The organism is Mucilaginibacter sp. SMC90, from assembly GCF_022811725.1.
Taxonomy (GTDB): domain Bacteria; phylum Bacteroidota; class Bacteroidia; order Sphingobacteriales; family Sphingobacteriaceae; genus Mucilaginibacter.
Map to the genome: position 1 here is coordinate 4,475,293 of NZ_CP094527.1, position 25,601 is coordinate 4,500,893.

23 protein-coding genes are annotated in these 25,601 nt (G+C 42.4%); 6 read left to right on the top strand and 17 right to left on the bottom strand.

Features of this window, described 5'->3' with window-relative positions:
- Positions 1 to 18: 18 nt before the first annotated feature.
- Positions 19 to 1,338: a tRNA (N(6)-L-threonylcarbamoyladenosine(37)-C(2))-methylthiotransferase MtaB gene (mtaB, locus tag MTO98_RS18990; RefSeq protein ID WP_243480460.1), complete on the bottom strand. Its 1,320-nt coding sequence runs from the start codon at positions 1,336 to 1,338 to the stop codon at positions 19 to 21.
- A gap of 169 nt (positions 1,339 to 1,507) precedes the next feature.
- Between mtaB and MTO98_RS18995 the strand changes: the two genes are divergently transcribed.
- The 3 genes from MTO98_RS18995 to MTO98_RS19005 all read left to right on the top strand — a co-directional run bounded on the left by MTO98_RS18995 (position 1,508) and on the right by MTO98_RS19005 (position 4,529).
- Entirely contained in the window at positions 1,508 to 2,116 is a 609-nt protein-coding gene (locus MTO98_RS18995; RefSeq protein WP_243480461.1) for a hypothetical protein, read from the top strand.
- 6 nt (positions 2,117 to 2,122) lie between these two features.
- The gene (locus tag MTO98_RS19000) at positions 2,123 to 3,229 is read left to right on the top strand and encodes a hypothetical protein (protein WP_243480462.1); all 1,107 of its coding nucleotides are present in this window, start codon (positions 2,123 to 2,125) and stop codon (positions 3,227 to 3,229) included.
- 121 nt (positions 3,230 to 3,350) lie between these two features.
- Positions 3,351 to 4,529 (top strand): acyltransferase, encoded by a 1,179-nt coding sequence (locus MTO98_RS19005; RefSeq protein WP_243480463.1) that lies wholly within the window; start codon positions 3,351 to 3,353, stop codon positions 4,527 to 4,529.
- Positions 4,530 to 4,542: 13 nt separating this feature from the next.
- Here MTO98_RS19005 and MTO98_RS19010 read toward each other — a convergent pair whose 3' ends face one another.
- From MTO98_RS19010 to MTO98_RS19035, 6 genes are all read right to left on the bottom strand, one after another.
- The gene (locus tag MTO98_RS19010; RefSeq protein WP_243480464.1) at positions 4,543 to 5,271 is read right to left on the bottom strand and encodes a (Fe-S)-binding protein; all 729 of its coding nucleotides are present in this window, start codon (positions 5,269 to 5,271) and stop codon (positions 4,543 to 4,545) included.
- A gap of 13 nt (positions 5,272 to 5,284) precedes the next feature.
- A complete protein-coding gene (locus MTO98_RS19015; RefSeq protein WP_243480465.1) occupies positions 5,285 to 6,607 on the bottom strand; it encodes an MFS transporter in 1,323 nt (440 codons plus the stop codon).
- Between the two features lie 204 nt (positions 6,608 to 6,811).
- A complete protein-coding gene (locus MTO98_RS19020) occupies positions 6,812 to 7,336 on the bottom strand; it encodes a DinB family protein (protein ID WP_243480466.1) in 525 nt (174 codons plus the stop codon).
- Between the two features lie 82 nt (positions 7,337 to 7,418).
- Positions 7,419 to 7,766 carry a hypothetical protein gene (locus MTO98_RS19025; protein ID WP_243480467.1) on the bottom strand — a complete coding sequence of 116 codons (348 nt, stop codon included), beginning with the start codon at positions 7,764 to 7,766 and terminating at the stop codon, positions 7,419 to 7,421.
- 46 nt (positions 7,767 to 7,812) lie between these two features.
- On the bottom strand, positions 7,813 to 9,144 hold the full coding sequence (locus tag MTO98_RS19030) for an MFS transporter (RefSeq protein WP_243480468.1): 1,332 nt from the start codon (positions 9,142 to 9,144) through the stop codon (positions 7,813 to 7,815).
- A 70-nt stretch (positions 9,145 to 9,214) separates the two neighbouring features.
- The gene (locus MTO98_RS19035; protein WP_243480469.1) at positions 9,215 to 9,739 is read right to left on the bottom strand and encodes a hypothetical protein; all 525 of its coding nucleotides are present in this window, start codon (positions 9,737 to 9,739) and stop codon (positions 9,215 to 9,217) included.
- 75 nt (positions 9,740 to 9,814) lie between these two features.
- Between MTO98_RS19035 and MTO98_RS19040 the strand changes: the two genes are divergently transcribed.
- A complete protein-coding gene (locus tag MTO98_RS19040; protein ID WP_243480470.1) occupies positions 9,815 to 10,309 on the top strand; it encodes a hypothetical protein in 495 nt (164 codons plus the stop codon).
- Between the two features lie 111 nt (positions 10,310 to 10,420).
- On the opposite strand, the gene MTO98_RS19045 is transcribed toward MTO98_RS19040, so the two are convergent.
- The 3 genes from MTO98_RS19045 to MTO98_RS19055 all read right to left on the bottom strand — a co-directional run bounded on the left by MTO98_RS19045 (position 10,421) and on the right by MTO98_RS19055 (position 14,830).
- A complete protein-coding gene (locus MTO98_RS19045) occupies positions 10,421 to 12,160 on the bottom strand; it encodes a thiamine pyrophosphate-dependent enzyme (protein ID WP_243480471.1) in 1,740 nt (579 codons plus the stop codon).
- Positions 12,161 to 12,422: 262 nt separating this feature from the next.
- Positions 12,423 to 13,970, bottom strand: a complete 1,548-nt coding sequence (locus MTO98_RS19050; RefSeq protein ID WP_243480472.1) for an FAD-dependent monooxygenase — start codon at positions 13,968 to 13,970, stop codon at positions 12,423 to 12,425.
- A gap of 41 nt (positions 13,971 to 14,011) precedes the next feature.
- Positions 14,012 to 14,830 (bottom strand): helix-turn-helix domain-containing protein, encoded by an 819-nt coding sequence (locus tag MTO98_RS19055; protein WP_243480473.1) that lies wholly within the window; start codon positions 14,828 to 14,830, stop codon positions 14,012 to 14,014.
- Between the two features lie 219 nt (positions 14,831 to 15,049).
- Between MTO98_RS19055 and MTO98_RS19060 the strand changes: the two genes are divergently transcribed.
- A complete protein-coding gene (locus MTO98_RS19060; RefSeq protein WP_243480474.1) occupies positions 15,050 to 15,619 on the top strand; it encodes a hypothetical protein in 570 nt (189 codons plus the stop codon).
- A gap of 147 nt (positions 15,620 to 15,766) precedes the next feature.
- Here the strand turns inward: MTO98_RS19060 and MTO98_RS19065 are convergent, their stop codons facing one another.
- Entirely contained in the window at positions 15,767 to 16,663 is an 897-nt protein-coding gene (locus MTO98_RS19065; RefSeq protein WP_243480475.1) for a VOC family protein, read from the bottom strand.
- Positions 16,664 to 16,890: 227 nt separating this feature from the next.
- The gene (locus MTO98_RS34305; protein ID WP_256464301.1) at positions 16,891 to 17,025 is read right to left on the bottom strand and encodes a hypothetical protein; all 135 of its coding nucleotides are present in this window, start codon (positions 17,023 to 17,025) and stop codon (positions 16,891 to 16,893) included.
- A 437-nt stretch (positions 17,026 to 17,462) separates the two neighbouring features.
- On the opposite strand from MTO98_RS34305, the gene MTO98_RS19070 reads away from it, so the two are divergent.
- Positions 17,463 to 18,236, top strand: coding sequence for a PKD domain-containing protein (locus MTO98_RS19070; protein ID WP_243480476.1), 774 nt, complete (start codon positions 17,463 to 17,465; stop codon positions 18,234 to 18,236).
- Positions 18,237 to 18,394: 158 nt separating this feature from the next.
- On the opposite strand, the gene MTO98_RS19075 is transcribed toward MTO98_RS19070, so the two are convergent.
- The 5 genes from MTO98_RS19075 to MTO98_RS19095 form a co-directional block, all read right to left on the bottom strand.
- Positions 18,395 to 20,992, bottom strand: a complete 2,598-nt coding sequence (locus tag MTO98_RS19075; RefSeq protein WP_243480477.1) for a TonB-dependent siderophore receptor — start codon at positions 20,990 to 20,992, stop codon at positions 18,395 to 18,397.
- Positions 20,993 to 21,113: 121 nt separating this feature from the next.
- On the bottom strand, positions 21,114 to 22,094 hold the full coding sequence (locus tag MTO98_RS19080; protein ID WP_243480478.1) for a FecR family protein: 981 nt from the start codon (positions 22,092 to 22,094) through the stop codon (positions 21,114 to 21,116).
- A gap of 87 nt (positions 22,095 to 22,181) precedes the next feature.
- Entirely contained in the window at positions 22,182 to 22,727 is a 546-nt protein-coding gene (locus MTO98_RS19085; protein WP_243480479.1) for a sigma-70 family RNA polymerase sigma factor, read from the bottom strand.
- Positions 22,728 to 22,907: 180 nt separating this feature from the next.
- Positions 22,908 to 23,984, bottom strand: a complete 1,077-nt coding sequence (locus tag MTO98_RS19090) for a hypothetical protein (protein WP_243480480.1) — start codon at positions 23,982 to 23,984, stop codon at positions 22,908 to 22,910.
- A 66-nt stretch (positions 23,985 to 24,050) separates the two neighbouring features.
- Complete coding sequence (locus MTO98_RS19095) at positions 24,051 to 25,595, bottom strand: RagB/SusD family nutrient uptake outer membrane protein (protein ID WP_243480481.1); 1,545 nt, start codon at positions 25,593 to 25,595, stop codon at positions 24,051 to 24,053.
- Positions 25,596 to 25,601 lie beyond the last annotated feature (6 nt).

The window sequence follows — 25,601 nt, forward strand, 5'->3', positions numbered from 1 at the left end:
TTAGGGCGAATATAGAATTTAATGCACTAATATTTCTTCGCCTTCTGTTATTTCAACATCACCGTCAGGTGAAATATTTGTTAGATGTACCGTTTTTAATTCGTTAACCAGCACAGGATCATACTTGGTGCGTACCTTTACATAGTTACGCGTAAAGCCGTGCATAAAGCCGTCTTTTATATCCCCCTCAAATAAAACCTCTTCATTTTTACCAAGTTGACTTTCGTAAAAAGCACGGCGCTTTTTGTCGGACAGGATGTGCAGCATTTTGCTCCGCTCACCGCGTGCCGAGCCGGGAACAGCGCCCGTCATCTGAGCGGCCAGGGTATTTTCCCTTTCCGAATAGGTGAATACGTGCAGGTATGATATATTAAGTTCGTTCAGGAAATTATAAGTATCAATAAAATCTTCCCTTGTTTCGCCGGGGAACCCAACAATGACATCCACACCGATACAGCAATCGGGCATCAGTTCTTTTATTTTGGTAACGCGGTCAACATAAAGATCGCGTTTGTACCGGCGGCGCATCAACCCGAGGATCTTGTCCGAACCTGATTGCAGCGGGATATGAAAATGCGGTACAAAACGTTTTGAGGCAGCTACAAAAGCAATGATCTCGTCGGTGAGCAAGTTTGGCTCGATAGAAGAGATCCTGAAACGATCAATACCTTCCACCTCATCCAGCGCTTTAACCAAATCGAAAAACTTATCCTCGCGTTTGCCGTTACGGATCCCGAAATCGCCAAGGTTTACACCGGTAAGTACAATTTCTTTTACGCCTGATTCTGCAATTTGCTTAGCCTGCGCTACCACATTTTCGATGGTATCGCTCCTGCTTGCGCCGCGGGCCAGCGGAATTGTACAAAAGGTACATAAATAATCGCAGCCATCCTGTACTTTCAGGAAAGTACGGGTACGATCACCAAAGGAATATGCAGGGACAAACTCATTAGCTTCAGACACCGGCTGATTAAGTACCAGCGCCTTTGGCCTTTTGGTTAAGTCGGTAATATGATCAATGATCTGGAATTTCTCGGCAGCGCCAAGCACCATGTCAACACCGGGGATTTCGGCAATCTCCTGTGGTTTTAGCTGTGCATAGCAACCAACTATGGTTACGTAGGCATTGGGTGAAATTTTAAGCGCCTCTTTAACTATCTTCTTACACTTTTTATCGGCATTATCAGTTACCGAGCAGGTATTGATCACAAAAACATCCGGTGTTTCGGTAAAATTCACCGTATCATAACCGGCCTGGTTAAACAGCCGACCAATGGATGAGGTCTCTGAATAATTCAGCTTGCAGCCTAAAGTGTAAAAAGCGACTTTCTTGTTCATTTCAATCGGCAAAGATAGTGTTTTTTAAAGAAATGCCTATTTCTGTAATTTACTACCGCGGTAAAACAATTGTAAAATTGTGGGCGTTTCAAAATCTTGGATTTTTATAATATTGGTAATTTGCCTACTTTCATTGCGGATAAAACTTAAATCCTAAACCAGCAATATCATGATTGTATACGGTATCAAAGCCAAACTCCTAAAGGCTGAAATAACAAGCGACAACTGCCCAAACTGCAATGCGGCCAACAATATACAGATGAATGTATTTCAACGCTGGGCGCATATTTTCTGGATCCCGTTTTTCCCGATTGGCAAAACCGGCGTTTCGCAGTGCCTGAATTGTAAGCAGGTGTTAAAAGTTAAGGAAATGCCGGCGTCGCTTAAATTAAGCTATGATAACGTAAAAGCCCAAACCACCATCCCCATCTGGACATTTGCCGGCTGCTTTTTGATCGTTATTGGTTCGATATTTTTTTATATCAGCGAAAAGCAGAAGACTAAAAAAGTAAACCAATGGGTTTTATCACCACAGAAAAACGATATTTTTCACATCAAACTTAAAAACGATCACTATACCCTTTACAGGGTAAATAAGGTATCAGGCGATTCGGTTTACCTGGCCATGAATAAATACGAGGTTGACCGCGAAGACGGGCTTGACGATATTGCAGCCAAGGGAGATACAGCCTATGATAATGCACAGGAAGGCATAGCCAAACCATTCCTTGTAGAAATGGCGAAAGAGGGAACTATTCTGGATATTGAACGGAAGTAAAAAGCTATGACTGCCACACCCCGCTCCTATTGGTTTACCAAGTTTTTTGAATGTCTGTATCTGGTTGTGGCTATTTTTGATAGCTTAACGATGGTGTTGGGCCCATTATTTTACAAGCTGTTTAATTCCTTTGGTGATATTTCCTTCGCCATGTTTTTTACCTGGGGTATTATCGGGATGTGCATCCTGTCGGTGTCATATTCCACTTATTGGCATCAAAAAAGTAAAAATGAAGGCCTTAATTCCGGAATAAGGCACGCTTTTTTGCGGGGCGCTATGCGATATTTTCTTGCCTATGAAGTGTCAGCCTATGGTTTTGCCAAAATCCTTAAAACACAGTTTGCGCACGTTTACATGAGGGATAATACCCCTGTGGGCAAATTAAGCGGCTTCGACCTTACCTGGAACTATTTTGGCCACTCTTATACTTTCGCCGTTTTACTTGGTTTACTTCAGATTATTGGCGGCGTTATGTTTTTGTTCAGGCGTACCACTTTGCTGGGCACCTGCATATTATTACCCGTAATGTTAAACATTGTACTGATCAATGTATTTTATGATATAGACACGGGGGCATTTATAAACTCAATTATCATAACCACCGGTCTGTTGTACCTTTTACTACTACGATGGCCTGATATTAAACCTGTTTTATTAAAAAAGGTAGAAACACCACTTATAAGGTTAAGTTTTGTAAAACCGGTTTTAAAACTTCTGATGATCGGCCTTGCCTTTTATAGCATTTACGGCTATGTAGTTGCCATGCCACCATCAACCTATACAGGAAAATGGAAAATCCAGGAATTTATTCGAAACGGCAAAATCGTTGGCGAAAATGATTGGATGAACGGTGCGCAAAACTGGTGCTATATTTATATAGAAGACGGCGGACGAATTGCATTATGTGCCAACCCATATATTTTTGAGCCTAACCGAGCCTGGTTCGGTAAATACATGTATCTCCCAGACAAAAAAACATTCAACATAGTTTTTGATGGCGGCACAAACAACGATACCACAAGGGTGAAGGTAAGCAACTACAATGGCAAGCAAATGCAATGGGATACCAAAGTGTATGATGACACCTTAAAGTTGAAACTGATTAAGGAATAAATAATTATCAGATGATCAGTCGTGTTGCTGATCTCAATCAAAGTATAACCCAAAGCAACCGCTTGTTTATTAACTGCGTAATGCCAACATATGCCGATTATAACTGAAAACGGCCGCATGTATGTTTATAGCAAACCTTTTCCGCGTTAAAAATAATACTGAACGAATTTACGGATTAGATATACTTAGAGCCGTTGCTATACTTTTCGTTTTAAACGTACATAGCGCCCTGTTTTTCAATAAAAACTCATTGGCCTACAGGTTATTAACTTCATTCAACCTTGATGGGGTTACTTTGTTTTTTGTATTGAGCGGCTTCCTGATTGGAGGCTTATTAATCAGGCAGTTCAATATGCCCAATATTACATTTTATACACTTCTCAGTTTTTGGCTGCGCCGATGGTTTCGCACCTTACCTGCCTATTTTCTTGTATTGCTTATTTTGCTAATTTTAGGTTTCTGCACAAAACAACTACTTCCCGAAACCAGCGTTAAAGGATATTTCTTTTTCCTTGCAAATTTCAACAAGCCCATGCCCAATTACCTGTTTCCCGAATCATGGTCACTGGCGGTTGAAGAGTGGTTTTATATACTTGTGCCCGCTGCTGTTTTCATTTCGATAACTGTTTTTAAAATCAACGTACGCTATGTTGTTTTCATTTTGGCCTTCACACTAATATTGGGTATTACAGCTTTCAGATATTATCGCTTTACCTGCTGGCCGGCGCACCTGCTAAATGGAGAGGTAATTGATCTGTTTTTCAGAAAGCAGGTAAGTACGAGGTTGGATTGTATTATGTATGGTGTACTCGGATCTTATATCGCTTACTATCACACTAATGCCTGGAAACGTTATCCTAATACGTTATTTATTATAGGTGTTTGCTTACTGTACCTGCATTATGTCCAATACATTTTCGGCTACTTTGGCCTGCTATATTCGTGTGTATTTGCCTACAGCGTTCCGCCTTTAGGAGTATTATGCCTTTTACCCAGGCTTACACTTATCAAAACCGGAAAAGGCATGTTATATAAATCGATAACTTTAATAAGTATAATTTCCTATTCGCTTTACCTGCTTAATTATTCTCTTGTCAGAGAATACCTCATTGAGGATCTTCTTAATCCTCATCTTAGTACCTTACTTACTGTCAGGGCGCTCAAAATAACAGATTACACAATCTTTTGGATCTTTACCGTTGCCGGGGGAATACTGTTTTATAAATATTTTGAACAGCCAATGACGCTATTAAGAGAGCGGGGTACACCCTTGCATAAAACTTCAATCGTTAAAAAATAAATTATTTTATTGATCACACATTCCCCCAGCCCAAAGCCAATACATCGGCAATATGCATGGTTTGGATAGGAAGATTATTTTTGTCGATATACCCCTGCATGTGCATTAAACATGATGAATCGGTAGATATAATATATTCGGCACCTGCATCAAGGGCGTTGTTCACTTTTTGCTGGGCCATTGCAGTTGAGATGCCATCAAACTTAACAGCAAAAGTGCCGCCAAAACCACAGCAGGTTTCGCCGTCTTTCAGATCAAGCAATTCAAGACCGAGTACTTTGGAGAGCAATTGGCGAGGCTCTTCTTTTATTTTGCATTCGCGCAAACCGGCACAGCTATCGTGATAAACCGCTTTGCCATCAAGCTCGGCACCGAAATAGTCAAACTCCAGGATATTTACCAGAAAGTCTGATAGCTCATAAATATTTCCTTGTATAGCCCGGCATTTATTGTGCACTGCTGTGTTGGTAAACAGATCGTTGTAATAATTTTTCACCATTCCGGTACAAGATGCCGAGGGTGAAACAATAACGCTATCTTCCGAAAAATCGCTTAAAAATTTACTCCCAACTTCTTTGGCATCATCCCAAAAACCGGCATTAAAAGCCGGCTGGCCGCAACAGGTTTGCGCCGGGTTGTAACTAACCTTGCAGCCAGCTTTCTCCAGCAGCTTTACTGTATTAAAAGCTGTCGCAGGAAACAACTGATCTATAAAACAGGGTATGAACAACTCAACCTTCATCGGCACAAAATAGTTAACGGTTGCTAAAATCCGAATTTTTATTAATGTTTTGTTCAGTCTTCAGCAAAGAAAACAATAAAATCAAGCCGACAATAAAGAATACGCCCAATACTAAAACCGAATTTCGCGGGCTGCCGGTTATCTCTTCAAAAAAACCAAAGCTAAATACCCCACCTACTATGGCCAACTTTTCGGTAACATCATAAAAGCTGAAAAAAGATGCCGTATCAGGAATATTTTCGGGCAGATATTTAGAATAGGTTGAGCGCGACATAGATTGAATACCGCCCATAACTAACCCTACAACCACTGCTATAATATAAAATTGTGTTTGTGTATAGGTAAAATATGCAGCAACACAAACCGCTATCCAAAGGATCACCACTGCTATCAAAACCCGCACGTTACCATATTTTCCCGAAAGGCGCGACATCAAAGTTGCCCCCAAAATAGCCACCAATTGTATAATTAAAATAATAGTGATCAGCTGCGGGGTTTCCATTTTCAACTCCTTTGCTGCAAAACCTGTGGCCACCAACATAATGGTTTGTACACCCATTGAATAGAAAAAGAACGATGGCAAAAACCTTTTTAGCAACGGCATTTCCTTAACCTTTTTCCAAACGTGGCCCAACTCAACAAAACCACCTTTTATAATATTGTGGTTGTGGCTTTGTGCGTTGGGGCTGCCTTTAGGCAATACACTGAACGGAATTATAGCGAAACCTATCCACCATAAACCCACCAGCAAAAACGATAAGCGGGGTGCAAAAGTTTTATCAACAATGCCAAACCACTCCCCCTTCAGCACAAATAAAAAGCAAATAAGTTGTAACAGTACGCTGCCAATATAGCCATAGGTAAAGCCTTTGGCACTCACATTGTCCTGCATATCAACCGTGGCAATTTCGGGCAGGTATGAATTGTAAAAAACAAAGCCGCCGCTATAGCCAATAGCTGCCAGTGCAAAGCAGATGATCCCCATCTCCAGGTGGTCTTTATCAAAATTGAACAGTGCACAACATGCCGCAGACCCAAGCAGCGTAAAAAACATCATGAAGATCTTTTTATTGCCTTTGTAATCGGCTATAGACGATAATATGGGCAACAGCAGTACCATCACGAGGTAAGCTGCTGATAAAGCGTAATCTGAAAGTGCTGTATTTACAAAGCTTTTCCCGAAAAAGTTTACCCTGTCACCATTAGCATGATTGGTAGTTATGGCAACATAGTAGGCCGGAAAAATAGTTGAAGTGATAACCAGGTTATACGCAGAATTGGCCCAATCAAAGAAAGCCCAGGCCCTAATGGTTTTTTTGTTGTTTTTGTTTTCCATTTGCTCACTAAATGTATGCAAATTTTAGAAACTCCAAAAAATGTCTGTAAACAAGCAGATTGAAAAAACGAAGGATGAGATATTTTCACACAAACTTTTACGTATTAATGAAATGATATGCTTCTGGTGGAAAACAATCCAGCTTCCAGCATCATAAAAAAGGCTTCCCATTTCGGAAAGCCTTTGGTTGCTTTTATAGTAGATTTAACTTCTGTCATAAAATGCTGGCGGTTCAATTCCTAAAGAACGGAGATAAACATAAGCCTGGCCACGGTGATGAATTTCATTATCGATAATATATTGGATAATGCTATTGGCAACGCCTTCGTATTGCCCAAAGGCCAGCACTGTTTCCTGAAAACGTTTGGCCGGAATCTGTGCCCAATAGGTGGTGATGGCTTCAGTAGCATCGTCCCATAACCTTAAAAGATCATTTTTGGAGTGCGCCTCAATTTTCCCGGTATGATGGTCAAGTCCTGCTATTGGCGTCCAATCGTTACTTACAAGTCCTTTAACGCCCGGGCTGCTCATGCTGATGATCTCTTTCACCATTTCAGAAAATGGACGCATCCCGCCTATCGAATAGTTAAAAAGTGCTTCCTGCGGGAAAGCCTCAATGAGCCTGCGTGTTACACGGCGCTGACCAAGCCAGCTTTGTAAAAATTGATCGGGTGTATAAACAGACGCTGCTGTAGTTGCTGTTGGCTGTTGAATTGTGTTGGTTTCCATTGTATTGCAGTTTTGTTTTTGATTACAATACAAAGTAACCACCGGCTAATGACAGCCCTATGTCAGCAGGAAAAATAAAAAATTAACTATTCGTGTTTTGGATAAATTCAACTACCTGTTGCTGCTCATAATGTGAAAGTGAGCCTTCCGAATAGTGCCATTTCGAAGTAATTTCGCCCTCAAACCTGATCTGTCCTAAATAGTCGGGATTTTTCTTATCATCAAGTAATGGCTTGCTTTCGCCAATTTCAGGAGCTATTTCCTGGATCTCAAAAAGAACAGCTTCACCATCATTGCCACCCTTGTAAAGCTTGTACAAACCGGTAGCATTTAACTGATGATCTGTTGATTGATGAAGTACCGGCTCAATAATAATATTTCGTTGAGTGCCGTTGTCGCCGGTTACATTGTGGTTTACTGTGTGGATCATGGCTTATGCTTTTATTATTGATATTACAAGTATGCCGTGAAATTGTTTATACCGAAACAGTAGCAGTCTGTTTCACAACTTTATTTTCTGCAACCAATAAAACTATCAGCAAAATCAGGCCTACAGCAAAAAAACAATCTAACGCCAGGGCCGAATCACGCATTTCATGGGTCATAGATTCAACAAAGCCAAAACAGAATAAACCAACTACGATGGATAATTTTTCTGTAACATCATAAAAGCTAAAGTACGATGCAGTATCGGGAATATTTTCGGGCAGGTACTTGGAGTAAGTTGAACGGGATAACGATTGCACCCCTCCCATTACAACGCCAACAACAACGGCAGCTATTGCAAATTGCCATTCATTGGTTACAAAATACACGCTGCAACAAACCATTGTCCAAACGGCCACCAGGCCAACCAGCGCTTTAGTGTTACCATATTTTGCTGATGCCTTGGATGCTATTACTGCGCCTAATACAGCAACAACCTGTATTATCAGGATAATGGTGATCAGATCATCGTCAGGCATGTGAAGCTCCTTCGCAGCAAAGTTGGCGGCTACCAGCATAATGGTTTGCACCCCTACCGAATAGAAAAAGAAAGCTGAAAGAAAACGTTTTAACAAGGGCATCTTTTTGATTTTACCAAATACCTTTGCCAGTTCCTTAAAACCACCCGTTAACACATTATAATTATGAGAGCCCGCATTTGGCGTACCTTTGGGTAAAATGCGGAAAGCAATAAAGCTAAACCCTATCCACCAAAAAAACACGATCAGGAAAGAGATCCGCGCAGGCAGGTAATTAACTTCCTTAATGCCAAAGTATTCGGGTTTTAATACCACTAAAAAGCAAATTAACTGAACTACAATACTGCCTACATAGCCGTAAATAAATCCTTTGGCGCTTACGGCGTCCTGCTGATCAACGGTTGCTATCTGGGGCAGGTACGAATTGTAAAACACAAACCCTCCGCAATACCCTATAGAGGCCAAACCAAAACAGATCATCGGTATTTCGAGCGGGCTCTCCTGCCTGAAAAAATACAGGCCGGCACAAGCCAAACTTCCAAGCCATGTAAATAATTGCAGATAAAGGCGCTTGTTTCCCCGGTAATCGGCAATGGAAGTAAGTATGGGCAGCAGCACCGCTACAATCAGGTATGATAAACCAAGTATATAATTGGACAATACTGTATTAACATACTTATGGCCGAAAAAGCTGACGATATCTGTCTTTTGCGGATTGTTAGTAGTTACGTAAACAAAATAAGCAGGAAATATGGTTGAAGTAATTACCATATTATATGATTGATTGGCCCAGTCGAACATGCACCAGGCCCAAATGGTTTTCTTGTTATTTTTTGCTTCCATTGCGGGTTTAAAAGTATGGAAATTTAGGGGAAGCCTGATTTACAGCAAAAAAATAAATTACATCATGCTATCAGCGACCTGAATTTATCCTCGGGTGAGCCATGTCATACTTTAGCCTGTAGTAAATAAAAACAAAAGTCACTATCAACGTAAGAATTATAATAAAAACACTCTTGTTAAACTGTTTTTCTTTTTCCGGAGTATCTACCGAAATTTTGTATTCCCATTCAATCCCATATTTAACATTCAACCGGCTTGCAATATATTCAACCAGCTTATAACATTCCGTTTTACGTAAGTCGTTTATTTCTTCAAATGCACTAAAACTGCAAAATAAAGTGATTTCATTTTCATTTTTAATAAAGATTTCCGAGAATGTATTTAAACCGCGGGAGCTCCCCTGATCGACGGTAATTAACACCTTACTATTTTCATCAATTACAATAGTTCTGGAAATCTTTTTATCGGCGTACGAGATATCCCTGACATTAAATTGTAGTTTCTTTTCAAAATCAAGCGATGAATAATAAGGAGTGATAAATAAAATATCTGGCACTTCTTCTCTTAAATATATCCCCGCAAACCTTGTGATCATGCGGCTAAAGTAAAAAACATAGTTTAGCTTTATTTTGATTTATTGTAGTTTTATTGATCCGTTAATCACTTCACCATGTTCAACTACCTTCATTTTACAAACCAATTCGGCTCCTATATATATGATGATAATTTCCAGGCTTTTTTAGCAGATACATTTACCGATCTCAGTCCCTACGATATTTTGAAAAGCGATTATATGCGATCTGAATTATTGCATGTTGATTTGGGCTTCAGCAACGATGATGCGGTTATTGATGAAGATGAACTCATAGTTTTAGAGCCAGGTCAGCCGATATTCTCCCATATGAATATTTATCCTAACCCGGGTATGCAATATGTGCTGCCCTTTGAGATTGCATTTACTGATACCCGTAATGAAGTTTTTAAAAAAGCAGGTGAACCTACGCAAACTAAACATGGCGATTCGCCGGTATTGGATAAACCTTTCCTGATTGACCATTACAAAATAGATAATCTTGTATTAAGTATTGATTACGATCCGCAGGACGAACATATTAATTTTATACAGATCAGGGATAATAACCTTGTGGCACATTTGAAATTGTAAAGCTCCACACTAATTCTTCTAATTAATTCGAATTACACGAATTTGATTGGGAAATAAATTCGTGTAATTCGATTCAATTGTGTTGAATTTGCAAAGTATTCATGGAATAACTCAATCGAATATCTCCGGCAGATGCTTATAGTTGCCTTTCACAGTCGCCAAAACCTCATCAAACTTACCACCAAGCATCATTTTAGTCATGGAAACGGCCATACCTTTAACCATTTTAAGTTCGATATGCGGCGGCATGGCGAGGGCGGTTCCATCGGTGTAAACATTCACCAAAACGGGGCCAGCATGTGCAAAGGCTTCAGCGATGCCCTGTTCAAGGTCCTGCGGATCATTAATGGTGATCCCCTTTATCCCCATTGATTCGGCAACCATGGTAAAATCGGGATTGTGCATATCAACTTCAAAATCGGGCAACCCCATTACTTCCATTTCCAGCTTTACCATGCCAAGGGCCCTGTTGTTAAATACAATGATCTTTATTGGCAGGTTATATTGCTTGATGGTTGCCAGATCGCCCAGCAACATAGAGATTCCGCCATCGCCGCACATAGCCACTACCTGCCTTTCGGGGCAAGCCAACGCAGCGCCTATAGCATGCGGCATAGCATTGGCCATGGACCCGTGAACAAATGAGCCAATCATGGAACGCCGGCCATTGGCACTAATGTGCCGGGCACTCCAAACATTACACATCCCGGTATCACAGGTAAAAATAGCATCATCCGACGCATTTTCATTTACGATAGCAGCTAAAGCCTCTGGATGGATAGCATCATGCTTGCCATAATCTTTTATATAAGCTTGCTGCTGCTCTTTAACTTTGGCATGTACATGCAGTTGTGCGTCTAAAAAGCTCCTGTCGGTTTTTTCCTTTAGTAAAGGGATCAAAGCTTTTAAGGTAGATTTAATATCGCCATAAAGCCCCATTTTCAGTTTCGCCCGCCGACCAAGATTTTCAGGCTTGATATCAATCTGTACTATTTTTTTATCCTGCGGATAAAAAGGGGTATAAGGAAAATCAGTACCCAGAAGAATAACCAGGTCACTTTCGTGCATGCTATGATAAGCGGCAGGCAAACCGAGCAAGCCGGTCATGCCAACCTCATAAGGGTTATCATGCTCCAAAAACATTTTACCCCTAAACGAATAACCGACCGGAGCTTTGATCAATGCTGCCAGCTCAACTACCTCATCGTGGGCATCGGCACAACCAATGCCCCCAAAAATGCAAACCTTAGGGTAACGATTGATCAAATCGGCCAGCTTCACCAATTCTTCCCATACCGGGGTAATATTAGCCTTGCAAAAAAAGTTATTTACCGACGAATCGATTTCAATAGCATCCTCCCCTGCCACATCACCCGGCAAACCTAACACACCAACTCCCTTGCGCTGAATAGCGGTTTGTATTGCTGCCTGCGTCATCCGGGGCACTTGTTTGCTATTAGCTGCAACCTGGTTATAGTAACTACAGTCGTCAAAAAGCTTAATAACATTGGTTTCCTGGAAATAGTTACTGCCAAACTCCTTTGTAGCGCAAGTAGATGCTATTGCTAAAACCGGTGCGCCGGAACGATGAGCATCGTAAAGACCGTTCACCAGGTGCACGTGCCCCGGGCCACTGCTGCCAGCACAGCAAGCAAGTCCGCTTAATTGTGCATCGGCAGAGGCCGCAAAAGCACCGGCTTCTTCGTTACGCACATGGATCCATTTTAATTCGGGGGTTCTGCGCACCGCATCATTAAGTTCATTCAAACTATCGCCGGTAATGGCGTAAATGCGTTTTATGCCCGACTGTATCAGCATTTCTACAAGCTGCTCGGCTACTTTTTTTGACATGTTTATTTATTTAGGGTTAGTGATGTTGTGTTTTATAGTGATAACACCAAACACATGCCATTTGTTAAGAAATTAACAGTCAAATATTTGCAATAACAAAATTTTCAAAGCTTTTGATATTTCGTGATTTCCGCACTAAAAATTTGATATATCAAGAGTTTTGGGGCACGAACGCAACTGGTAACCTGGCTTAAACATTAAATCAGAAGCACAGGATTTAATAATAACCAATAAAAGTTCCGTCCTTTATTGCCTGCTTAAACTAATTACTGATAAACCAGCGGGCGGCAGCCTTTTGAAGTTCGTCAAAATCAGTATCAGTGTCAGAAGCCCATGCGACAATACCATCAGGGCGTATCAGTAAAGTGTTTAAACCAAATTGTTCGTTTGCTTTGCCCGAAACATATTTCAGTTGATCACGATATTGTGCTGTCAAAGTTTCAACGGCTGCATTCGTGCCAAAGTCAAGCAATATCCCACAGCCATCGCGCATTAATTCGTTCATCCTCGTGCCGTCTTCGAACTCAAAATCCGGAACGCTGCGGCCTGTTAAAGGATGGCCGCCGCCGATGTTGTAATGAGTATTAACACCCCATACCCTACCAGCAATATAAGTGGCTCCATCACGTGTATTTAAAAGGTCATGTACGATGGCATAAAGTGCCTGGGAATGCGGATCTGGTTTCATGATCAAAGCCTGCGCCCGCGACCAATTCAAAACCTGCTCGCCAATTGGATGTCGTTCGGCATAATAGCTTTCCAGCAATCCATGCGGAGCGTTGTTTTGGATGGTTGCCGCAAGTTTCCAACCCAGGTTCATGGCATCACCCAGCCCAAGATTAAGTCCCTGCCCGCCCAGCGGGGCATGAATATGCGCGGCATCGCCAGCTAAAAGCACCCGCCCCTTGCGATAGGTTGTGGCTTGCCGGGCCCTGTCTGTCCAGGTAGTTGCGATATGCAGGGCATTGATTGTAACGTCGGTATCCGAGATTCTGCGCAGTACCTCCTGCACATGTTCAAGTGTAACCGGCTTTCCCAAACTATGGAATGCCCCACCGTCAAAATCCTGTATTGCAAGGTAACCTGGCTGCGATTGCAGATACATGCCCCGTGGTGTCACATTGCGGCCGGGCTCAAGCTTCTCTGGGTCTGCTATCTCAACCTTGGCAGAGTAACCGGTAAATTCAGGTTCGGTACCGGCAAATTCAAAACCGCCAGCCTTACGCACCACACTGCGGCTACCATCGCAACCAACAAGCCATTTACACTGAAAAAAAAGATCGCCAGCCTCAACAGTCACTTCATTGTCTGTTTGATGAAAACCGGTAATTGCCAACCCGCGCCTGATCTCAACACCCAGTGATTCGGCGCGGCGGGTCAGAATTGTTTCAAGCTCGCCCATTTCAGAAATCAAACTGGTATCGGCTGAACCAGGCAATCGATATTTCCACTGTGAAGTATCAACATTACCTTCCAGAAATGGAATGCCAGCGAAATGCCCAACCTGGCGCTGCGGCCCTTGCTTAGCATTTTGATGAGGGTTTTTTATACGTTTATGGATTTCGAGTTCACTTAATAAGCCACGGCGATCAAGTGCTTCGATGCTTGGTGCCGATAATCCGCGTACTCCGAAAGGCATCTGTTTTAAGATAGAATGCGGATCTTCTGCCTTTTCCAATATCAGGACCTTGCATTTGGCCCGGGCCAGTTCTGTAGCAAGAAACAGACCGACTGGCCCTGCCCCGGAAATAATCACATCGTAAAAAGGATGATTTAATGCAGATTTATTGTTTTTGAATGTTGGTTTCATATAAATTATTTTGAAACACAAAATTCTGCAATGCCCGTACATCAGGCTTGTACAAATGCGACAAAATCGTTATTCAACGCCTGCTTACCTTTTTTAGCTTTTCGTGCAAATGCAGCCGGCGTGGTACCGCTGTATCGTTTAAATTCCCTGCTCAGGTGCGATTGATCTGTGTAGCCAAGTTCATGTGCTAAGCCGGCGAGACTTGTATCAGGGTAATGCCATAACCTGTTTCTTACCTGTTCAAAGCGCATCAGGCCCGACACATCTTTGACTGTATACCCGGAAGACTGCTTGAAATTTCTTTCCAGCGTGCGAACCGTGGCATGAGCCGCTGCTGCCACCTCGCTTACCTGAATGGCCCCATTTGCTTCCCGCATAGCGGTTCCGGCTTTAAATAACATGCTATTAACCGCAATACCCGATCTTGCATTAAGAAAATACTGTTTTACCTCGGCCAGTACTTCATCTATCTTGCCATTACTAATATATTTATTCAAAACTGACTGAAGCCGGGCAATCGGATGTTCAAATGTGTGCACTTCTGCTTTGCCAGACTGCAGCCCAAGCAAATCAAATACAGTCCAGGGAAAGCATCTTATGCCGATGATCTCCAAACAGCCCTGCGAATAAAAAACAACCGGCTTATTAAGCAGCCCCATCATAAAAGGCGACGGCAAAGGCTGCAAAACTCCATTGTGTAAAATATTGATGGCGCTCCCGAAATGGAAAATAATTTCAGCATAACCATCGGGCTGTACCACAAAACTTGATTGTAGCTCATCTGCATTCCTGATGTTATACCAAAAGCATTTTATAATGTCCCGTAACTCTGCGGGAGCTTCAAATTCCTGGTGCTGCATTTTGAAAGATAATATATTATAGGTTCATTATCAATAAAAGCGTTACGTTGAAGCCGTCCTTGCATCTCGTTACTACCAATTATACTTACTTATTGCCCGGTATTTGCCCGGTCGTCGACACATAATCACTCCTCGTCTACTCCATTTGTGGTTATGCCTGATAAACATTTGCTTTGGCATGTTTTGCATTCTGCTATCAGGTACACTACTAAGTAAAACATGAAAAAAATCATCTTAACATCCGCAATTTTCCTGGCAATTTTAGCCACCAGCCGCCCAGCAAGCGCACAGATCAGTATCAATGTTAATATCGGCTCGCAACCAGCATGGGGACCTACCGGCTACGACCACGTAGATTATTATTACATCCCGGCCATAGATGCTTATTATTACGTTCCCTCAGCCCAGTATGTTTACCTGGTTAACAGCAAATGGATCTGGAGCGTGTCACTACCGTCACGCTATTCGGGATTTGATTTATATGGCGCCTATAAAGTGGTGATGAACACCCCTAAACCATACCTGCAGCACCAATCGCATATCACTAAGTATAGCAAATACAAAACCTATACTGCTAAACAGCCAGTGATCAGGGATAGCCATGATACTAAATATACTCAGGCACGGAACAATGAAGGCCGTAACCAGCCGCAAAGACAACAAAGCACAAAACAACGTGCTAACAATAAACCCGAAAACAAAAAAGACGACCAGCATCGGGCCCCGTCACAGAAAAACGACGGCAGGGAAAATAAAGGCAGCGATAAAAACCGCCCCAATAGTCATTAATAATAAGCAGCCTAAGTTCAACAAGCTCATCTTTATAGATTTGTTGAACTTAGGCTATTTTAACTCCTCTATTTAATGGCGGCCAACAGGCCGGTTTAACCGGGACAACCTATTAGACAAACTTACGCCTTTAAACCAAGGCGCTGCTCAATGGCCATCATAAGCCCGCTGCAAGGTTGCAACATCAACTTTTGTCATGGTCATAAAGGCTTCGGTAATTCGCGCAATTTGCTCAGGGCTACCGTTTTTCAATGCATCAAACATCACTGTTGATGCTACCTGCCATGAAACGCCATATTTATCTTTAAGCCAACCGCATTGTCCCGGCTCGCCATCGGCAGAAAGTGCCGACCAGTAGTGATCAATTTCTTCCTGTGTTTCGCAGGGGATCAACAGTGATACCGCCTCGTTAAAACCAAAATTGTGAGCATGCGCGCTATCCATAGCGGCCAGCCAGGTTTGATCAATATAAAAATCTGCAAACATCAGGGTACCGGCTTTGTCAGGTCCCATATCTTCCGGGCGTGGTGCAGTAGTACCGCGTTTACTATCTTTAAATGCCGAACAATAAAAATCAATGGCTTCATTTGCTTTGCCCGCAACCTGGCCGGTATATAACAGTGACGGAACAATCACCGGCCTTTCTTCGCCAGCCGGGTTGGTGAGTATAAGCTGCCATGACACACCGTATTTATCGCTCACCCAGCCATAACGTTCGCTGAACGGATAACGGTCAAGCGGCATCATTACTTCTCCATTTTCGGATAGCTTGCTCCAAACCTCGTCAATGCGGGCGGCAGCATCAGGGTTGCGCGAGGGATCAAAATTAATCATAAATGAAATGGACGGGCTGATCTTCATGCTATGGCCTGCGCTGATGCCAAAGAAAGGCTGGCCGGCCAGCGTAAATTCTACTACTTTGCATTCGCCTCCCGACATCGGGAAATGATTATCATAACTTATCGACGAATCGGGCAGCAAGCTGGTATAAAACTCTGCAGCTTCCCGGGCTTTGTACTGGTCAAACCAGATGTGTGGTTTCATTGGTAACATAGGTAAATAAATTTGGTATTATGATTGAAATTCGTGAGCATTCATTATTTCACAAATGGCAGCCTGTTATAATCTATCTCAAAGTTAAATGCTTTCTGATTGCAGGTTCAGGGGGCGTTAATGCCATTTTAGGGGCTTATTGTGACAATACCCAAAAGGAGCAAACTGTGTGTTTATTACATCCCAGCGGGCTTCAACGGCTATTGCTGTGATTTGCTTTAAAAGCCGATTATCAGTAATACCGACAAGGCAATTACTCCGCAAATCATTAATCCTCCAAATGCAACTAACAGGCCTGTAACCAGCAAACGGGGATTGTGGCAGGAATACTTTTCTTCATTAATTTGTGACATGGCAACCTGTTAAAAAATGAACTAAACATTAATAAGGCAATTAACCGTTTCTTGCTATTTAACAAACATATGTCCAACTTGACCGGGCAATAAGCACAACAATAATTACCTGGCGATAAGTTATTATTAATACAGGAAAACTTATCAAAAGTTTCAACAAAAATAACGGTCCCAATTCAGCTATCAGCCTGGTATCAACCAAAGTAACCGCATGGCCAGGTACAGCATTAACAAAAACCAAATTGGCCCGACGAAGGCCCTGATCAATTTAGTATAAAAGCAGGTTAACATAACGCTGCCTCACAGGCACAATTTTGGTTTTGACCATCGCCTAACACTTGTAACATTGTTAATACATGTAATTTTATAACTAAACCTAACGTATAAATATAGTCAAAGTATCCGAGACAGTTAGCTTTTTAATTATAACCTTTACCATGAAAAAAACCTTAACCTTACTTTTCCTGATCGCCATGATCGCGGCTTGCAAAAAAGAAAAAACTTCAATTTCACCATCTGCAGATTTTACATTCGGCAGCCAAACTTCAGATGGTTACCGGCTTGTGGCCAACGACACCGTAACCCTTAACAACTCAGTAAAAAATGCCGCCAGTATAAGCTGGGACCTGGGCGATGGCCGTAAATCAACGGAGAACAAACCTGTATTATCCTATCCAAAAGCAGGCGTGTACACAGTTACTCTCACAGCTACCTCAAAAGACGGACAAAAAGTAACAGCTTCAAAAAAAGTGACCATACTCAACCTGGTATTAAAAAGCATTGTTATCAATAACGTTTTCTGGAATAATACTGACAATCAGTATGCAGATGCAGGGTGGCCATTAACAAATTCGGCCGATATTTATGTTAAGATACAAAAACTGCAGGGAAACGATGTGTTTTTAAACGGCTTTGTGCCTAATGCTCCGGTTATTTACAGCAGCCCACTTCAAAAAGACGTATCTAAAGTAACTAATGACCCTAAGACGATTAATGTCTCATCAAAAGTTATACTTGACAAAGCTGCGTTAGTTAAAGGCAATTATGTGATCAGCCTTATCGCAAAAAACACTACAGGAGAATATGTACTGTTTTCCAATTTGTACAGCGGTTCGGAGTTATTGGTTAAAAGTGATGACTTATCAAAAAACACATTTAGGCTTACCACATCTTTTTTTAGTTCTGTTGATCTCAACTGCGACTTTGAATAAGAAGATATTAACACTGCCGTAATAAATAAAATCAGCCGGATATCCCCAAAGACTCAGGAGTAGTAAACCCAAAATAGCTTTTTGACCATAGAAGCGGTTATGATAGCTTTAAATACAAAATGCACCGGCAAAAGCCGGTGCATTTTTATAGTTTAGCTTTAAAAGCTTTTCCTGATTGTAAGCATCGCATTTCGCGGATCGCCATACAAGCCGTAGTAGCTTGACGGGATCCTGGCATAATAAACCTTATCAAACAAATTGTTAACGGTGACGCTTGCCGACCACTGACGGGCGAAAGTATAACCAGCCTGCGCATTTACCAGGGCATATCCCTTCTGTTCCTGAGCACCGCGGTTGGCACTGCTTACCGCCCTGCCGCCTAAACCAAATCTCAGGTTTTTCAACAAGCCTTCCTGCAGGGTGTAGGTAGCCCAAAGTTTGAAAGTATTCTTAGGTATTTCTGCATTAAATATATCACCTTGATTGGTTGGGTCGGTTATATATTTTGTTTCGAGGTAAGTGTAACCAGTAACCACATTAAGCCCACGGGCAATGGTGCCCGAAACCTCGGCTTCAATACCACGGCTGCGTACCTTTCCGTTTGCTACATAAAAAGTAGGCGCTGCGGGGTCTTGTATAGCCCTGTTTTCATCGTGAATAAGGAAACCTGCGATTGAAGCGTTTAACTGCCCGTTAAAGAAAGCACCTTTTACGCCGCCTTCAAACTGGTTGCCTTTTTCGGGAGTCAGCGATGCACCGCTTTGTGTGGCTTGTGCCTGGGCCGCAAAAACGTTAGAATAGCTGGTATGTAATGATACCTGCTGCGTAACGGCATAAACCAAACCAGCGTAAGGTGTAAACTGTCCTTTTACTTTTGGATCAGCCTGCCAGTCGCCTGTTGTTGGAATTACAGTTTGGTTCTTGTTTTCGTAATTGCCAACACGGCCACCAAGCACTACGGTAAGGGGTTCAAGTACCTTGACGCGGGTTTGCGCGTATATACCATATTGTTTGCTGTTGTTTTTAGCACCATAATCAAATGTTAATTGCTCAAACGGTACATTAATATCGTAAACATTAACTCCGCTATAGCCCTTATATGAACTTTCGTTCAACTGTTCGCGGGCAGCATAATTAATGCCGGCCACCAATTGCTGTTTACGGCCAAATAAGTTATAGCTGCCGGTAACATTAGCGTCAATACCAGCCCATCGCACTGTAAAATGCTGCCCTTGTGCGGCATAATCCGCAGTATTGTCCAGGTTAACGAGGTAATCTACGTAGCCATAATTGCCGTCTGTTTTAACGTTACGATAATCAAAAGTGATTTTCGCCTGCCAATCGCCGCCCAATTGGCGTTTGGCTTCTGCATACAATTCTTTTGTAGTTGTATTACTGGTGCTCCAGTCTGTACCAAAAAAGGTATTACGCGGCGCATTCAGGAATTGTCCGTTGGTGTACACGCCAGCACCATAATCAAACGGGGCCATTTTTTCTCCTTGAAGGGTACCTGATATTGTGAAACTTGTTTTGCTATCTGGCTGATACTCCAATATGGCATACCCAAGGCCATGTTTTGAGTGCGTTTTATCAATAAAATAATCGCGGTCATCGCCCGACAAAACAAAGCGGCCTTTTAATTTTCCTGCTTTATCAAAAGGTGTGGAAAAATCCAGATTTGCCCTGAAATTGTTCCAGGAACCCGCTGATACCGAACCGGCAATACCTAAACTATCCAACGGGCGCTTACGCACCAGGTTAATTACCCCCGCAGCGCTGCTTGATCCCTGCAGCAAACCACTGGGGCCGCGCAATACTTCAACACGATCATACATATTCAGATCAAACTGCGGCAGGTATTGAACACCGTTATTGGTTGGTAAACCATCATATTGGATATCTGACGAATAACCTCTCGACTGAAAATAGGATGTTCCGTCGCCGTACGGGGTAGCCGTAATACCGGTAGTCTGATTCAAAGCATCAGTAAGGGTATTCATATTGGCATCGTCCATCAGTTGGCGGGTAATCACCGATACTGAGTTAGGAATATCTTTTAAGGCAACCGGAAATTTACTGCCAATAGCCGAAAGTGGTACCGTATAGCCGCGTTTTGATTTATTGCTTTTTATTACAACTTCCTGCAGTGTCTGCCTGTCTTCCTGCAAATTGAAGTTCAATGAGGTTTCGCCATCATTTTTAACTTCTACCTGTGCTGTTTGCGGTATCAGGCCAATAAAACTGGCAGTAACAGTTTGTGAACCGGCGGGAATATTTCTGAGTACGAAGTGCCCGTTTTTGTCTACCGCTGCGGCAGAGATGCCCTTTACAGTCACGGTTACATATTCGGCCGGCTGACCGTCGCTCGTTTTCACGGTACCTTTTACGGTTCCCCTTGCAGCGCCCGACTGGATAAACACCTGGTTGCCGCTTACCTGCAACCGGATATCATTGCCAAGCAGCCTGTGCAGTATCTCTTTTACAGTTAATTGTTTAAAATCGGCATTAAGTGGCTTACTTACATTCAGCTGGGTGTTGCTGTACGAAAAAGTACAACCAGCAGATTTGCCAAGCGTAGTTAGTGCCTCGTCAATACTGGCATTATTCACCCGCAGATCGATCTTTTTATCGAGTAAGGATGCTTGTTGGGCGAAGGAAAGACCGGGCAATATAAAAAACAGCAGCCCGATAAGAAATTTTGAAATAACAGACGAATTAAAATAAGGCAAGCTATGCCTGATAAAGGAGTGTTTCATACCTTTGAGATAGAGTTTATTTGTTCTTTGTAATGGAATGAATTAACTGCCCGGTGTGAAAGTTTGGCGACCCTATCACCGGGCTTTTTATTATATTGATTTGTTTAGTGATTGCACATAGCTATTTATTGGGTAAAATTTGAACGGTTTGTTGTTGAATAGTGTAATGAAATTTGAAAACGAAGCTCATCCTGTCAAGTAAAAAGGAGATAGAAGGATTGTTAAAATCCCCTGTAAATTTTTGTTTAAGCAAGGCCTTATCCCCCACCTTTATATTTACATTATACCAGCGCTGCAAAACAGGGATGATCAGGGCCAGGGGTTCGTCTTTGAATATCAGATGGCCATCTTTCCAGGGAGCCACGACTTTGGTTTGAGGTATCGTTTTTATCAACTGGCCATTTGGGCTGAAATCTCCATATTGTCCGCGGGTAAATAGCTGATGAAAGCGGGGAGAATTTACAGCACCGAAGCGCACCCGGCCCTCCTCTACAGCAAGCGATGTAACCTCTCCGGGATAGGCTTTTAAATCGAAAACGGTTCCCAAAACCTGGGTCTTTGTTTTAGCGGTAAGGATGGAGAAAGGCCGCTTATGATCTTTTGCCACCTGGAAATAAGCCTCGCCGGTTAGGTAAACTAACCGGGATGTATCGGTAAAATGTGCCGGATAACGCAGGGTGCTCTCGCTGTTAAGCATCACCCTCGTGCCATCTTCCAGTTGCACCAGCGTTTTTTCTGATCTATGTGTACTGATGATTTGATAAGCTATGGTCTTGTTGTTATTTACAGCAGGCTGTTTTTTTAATAGCAAGACACCTGCAATTGACACTAATAGGCCGATAGCGGCTGCGGTGCCGTATACCCGCTTCCAATTTACGCGGAGAGACTTTGTTTTGATTAAAGGTGGAGTATCTTCCTGCTCAAAATGAAGCGATTGCTGCAAATGCTGCCATATTTCGGTTTCCAACGAAGCACGCTCCGCATCGTCAAGCTGCCCCGGAATATCCTCTGCGCTAACCTGCCAGGCTTCTACAGCGGCCTGCTCTTCAGGCGTACAAAGGCCCTGGTAATATTTTTTCAGCAGTTCGGCGTCTATCTCCATATAGTATAGCAAGGTGTTTATCCCTCCTATTAATGAAGTAGCGGAACCCCGGATGAATCCCTAAACAAATTTTAACTTTTTTTATTTTTAGCTCCGGAACACAAAGAGCTTGCTTTTAAGCAACGATTTGGCTTTGTGCAAATGATATTCCACCGCCTTTTCTGAAATCAGCAATGCCGATGCAACCTCCTTATTTGATAAGCCCTGTTGCTGGCTTAGCTGGTATACCTTACGGCACTGGCATGAAAGTGTATCTACCAATATATTTACATGTTCATCCAGCTCGTGATAAGCTATTTCATTTTCGGTACAATGATCAGCATCGCAATATTCGGTTTTAATAATTTCCAGGTGCCGCTGCGCAGTTACACTGTTACGAATATATTCGCACACTTTAAGTTTAGCGGCGCGAATAAGGTAGTATTCAATAGATTGTTGTATGCGTATCCGATCGCGGCCTTCCCATAATGATTTGAAGATATCCTGAACCATCTCCTTTGACAGCTCACGATCTTTGGTGTTGTTAAAGCAAACCGCATACATTTTTTGCCAATACGCCAAATAAAGCTCCTTAAACGAAGCTTCATTAATTAAAAAGGAGACAGGCGCAAGTAAATTCTCTTCTTTGGGCACGGCGTAAATTAATGCGCCAAAGATACACTATTTAGACTAATTAAAAACAAGAACGTTCATTTGTGCAGGATTTAAATAAGACAGTAATTCGGGATATGTAGCCGTTTTAACAGCAGTGATTGTGCTGAACTAAGTATTTACCTAAACAACAGTTACCTATCCCCCAATCCTCAAAATATATTATTGTATCTTTAATGGCAAATCTATCCAGGCCAGTGCAATGTCTCTTCTCATATGGCTTATGCTGTTTCCGCCGGCTGCATCGTAAAGTAAGGCCAGTTTTTTACCTGTCTTTATAACTGTAGGCATTCCTATTGCACCTTTTGCCCAGCTGCAGTTTTTGTTATCGATAACAACTGCCTTATTTTTGTTATCCCACTTCTCCAGATCTTTTGACCAGTAAACCCAAATAGCATCAGTATACTCGGTGCCTTTAGCATCAATGCCAATATGGTTGGTAAATAAATACCAGGTTTTAGTTACCGTATCAAAAAACAATGATGAGTTTTCAACCTGTTCCGTTATCGGAAATAGCGGCGTATCAGATACAGCCCATGAAGCATTCAAATTTTTAGTTTTTGCCAGGCCCAACGTTCTTTTGGTTCCACCTTTGCTATCTTGTGTAGATGCACTGAAGAATTGCAGATAATAGCCTTTATATTTTACAATATAACCGGGGCTTGACGTTACAGTATAATAACTACCTTTTTTTTCGGGAAAGGGAACAACACCATACTGCTTTTCCCAGGGGCCTTCTATCGATTTTGATTTGGCTTTCATAGTAAGATATGGAAATGCAGGTATTCTGTCGGGAGCGGGTGTGGTATTTGGAGTGCCCAGATAAAACATGTGCCATTCCCCCCTATCTTTAATAACCCATGGCGATGAAGCACTTTTTGAATCGGCTTTTGTATTGTCGCCCAGGGTTAAAGCAGCACCTTTTTTTGTCCAGTTTTTTAAATCCTTGCTATCTGCCAGGCATGCCAGCCAACCGGTTTTACCAGCTCCATCATAAAAAAGATAATAAGTGTCCCCTACCTTATTTACGATAGCCTCCCTTGCACCATACGTGTCGCAGCTATCTGCACCATCGCCGTGCCTTAATACTACACCCTGGTCTGTACAGCCCTGTAGCCTGAATTTTGCGGCAGGCCGTCCGTCTAAATATTGGTTATCCTGAGCCTTTAAGGTGCTGTGCATAACCGTTAAAGCGGCCGCAACAGTTATCAGGGCATAACGTTTTGTTCTTATATTCATATCCAAACAGATAAAAAAATTAAGGCCGGCGTTTTAGCCGGCCTTAATTGATTAAAATAAAAAATATTAATAACCTGGGTTTTGAGTAAGCTTGCTGTTTATTTGCAACTCGCGGAACGGAATTGCATAGATCAGCCTGTCCTGGGTTACATTAAAAGTACTTGGAAGCAGCCAGCCATACAAAGCTTTCATGGTTACACCTTTTGCGTTAAGAACGTCAATAGCCATACCGTTACGTACAAGATCTGTCCAACGGTGATTTTCAAAAGCGAGTTCATGCCTCATTTCATTAGCTACATTTTGTTTTGTAGCAGTTGTTAAATTGGCAAGCCCTGCACGTTGCCTTACCTGGTTAATGTAAGGCAGCGCTTCGGCAGCTTTACCTTCGGCTACGAGGCATTCGGCAAGTAACAGCAACGCTCCGGAATAGCGAAATACAGGCCAGTTATCGTCTGTGTTGTATTCAACCTGGTATGGCGGATGCAAATATTTTTTAATAAAGTAGTTGTATCCCACGCCTGCGGTTGGCTTATAATCAACGGGGCTTTTAACCCCTGTTATGGTCATTACTTCATTGTTAATATTACCTTCGGCTACCGCGATAGAGGCTGGTAACCTGAGATCACCTTTTTCGTACGAGTCAACCATTTCCTGTGTAGGCACGTTCCAGCCGCCACTGGCCAAACCACCACGGGCGTTGGTACCCCTTAAACCAAGTATAAATTCAGAGTTTGTTGTTCTGGGTATAAAACGCCAGATAAAATCACTCTGCTGGCCATCATTACCCATTTTGTATTGTACCTCAAAAATAGATTCCTTACTGTTTTTATTAGTAAGATCATATACCGAGGCATAATCGCTCAGCAAGCCATAGTTCATTTTAGTTATATCAAGTAATGCTGCTTCAGCTTTGGCATACTCTTTTGTTGGCTTTGACATATAGCAATAAGCAAGCAGCATTTTCGCAGCGCCCTGGGTTGCCCTGCCTGTTTGCGGAAACGTTTTGGCAACAGGCAACACCGGAATAGCAGCATTTAAATCGGTGATGATCTGGCTGTAAACCTCATCTGCCGAACTGCGCGGCAAAAACGCACCGGCCACGTCAGTAACCTCCGTCAATTGTAATGGTACGCCGCCGTAGTGCTGAACAAGGTCATAATAGTAAAATGCCCTTAAAAACAAGGCCTCGCCAGAAATCTGATCTTTGTCGGCCTGGGCCAGCGTTGATTTTTCGAGCCTTGATATGATGGTGTTTACTTTAGAGATACCAGAATAATCATTACCGTACCTGTTACCTGGATTATTAGGCTCCTGGCTCGAAATGTTATTATCGATAAACTCGGCCATTGCCTCGGCGCTGGTTGATGTCCCTCTATCGGCCGAGTAAATGGTGAAGAACGTATTGTCTGACCGCATTTCATCCATGTAAATACCTATAAAAGCTACTGTACGAAGATTGGTATAAGCGCCAGTTAGCGCCTGGTTATACTGTGCCGCGTCTTTATAGAAAGATGCTGAGCTCAGGCTTGTTTGCGGAACAAGGTTAAGCATCTCCTTTTTACAGGATACAATGCTTAATGCCCCTAATATAATGATTGCTAATTTTTTCATTTTGTG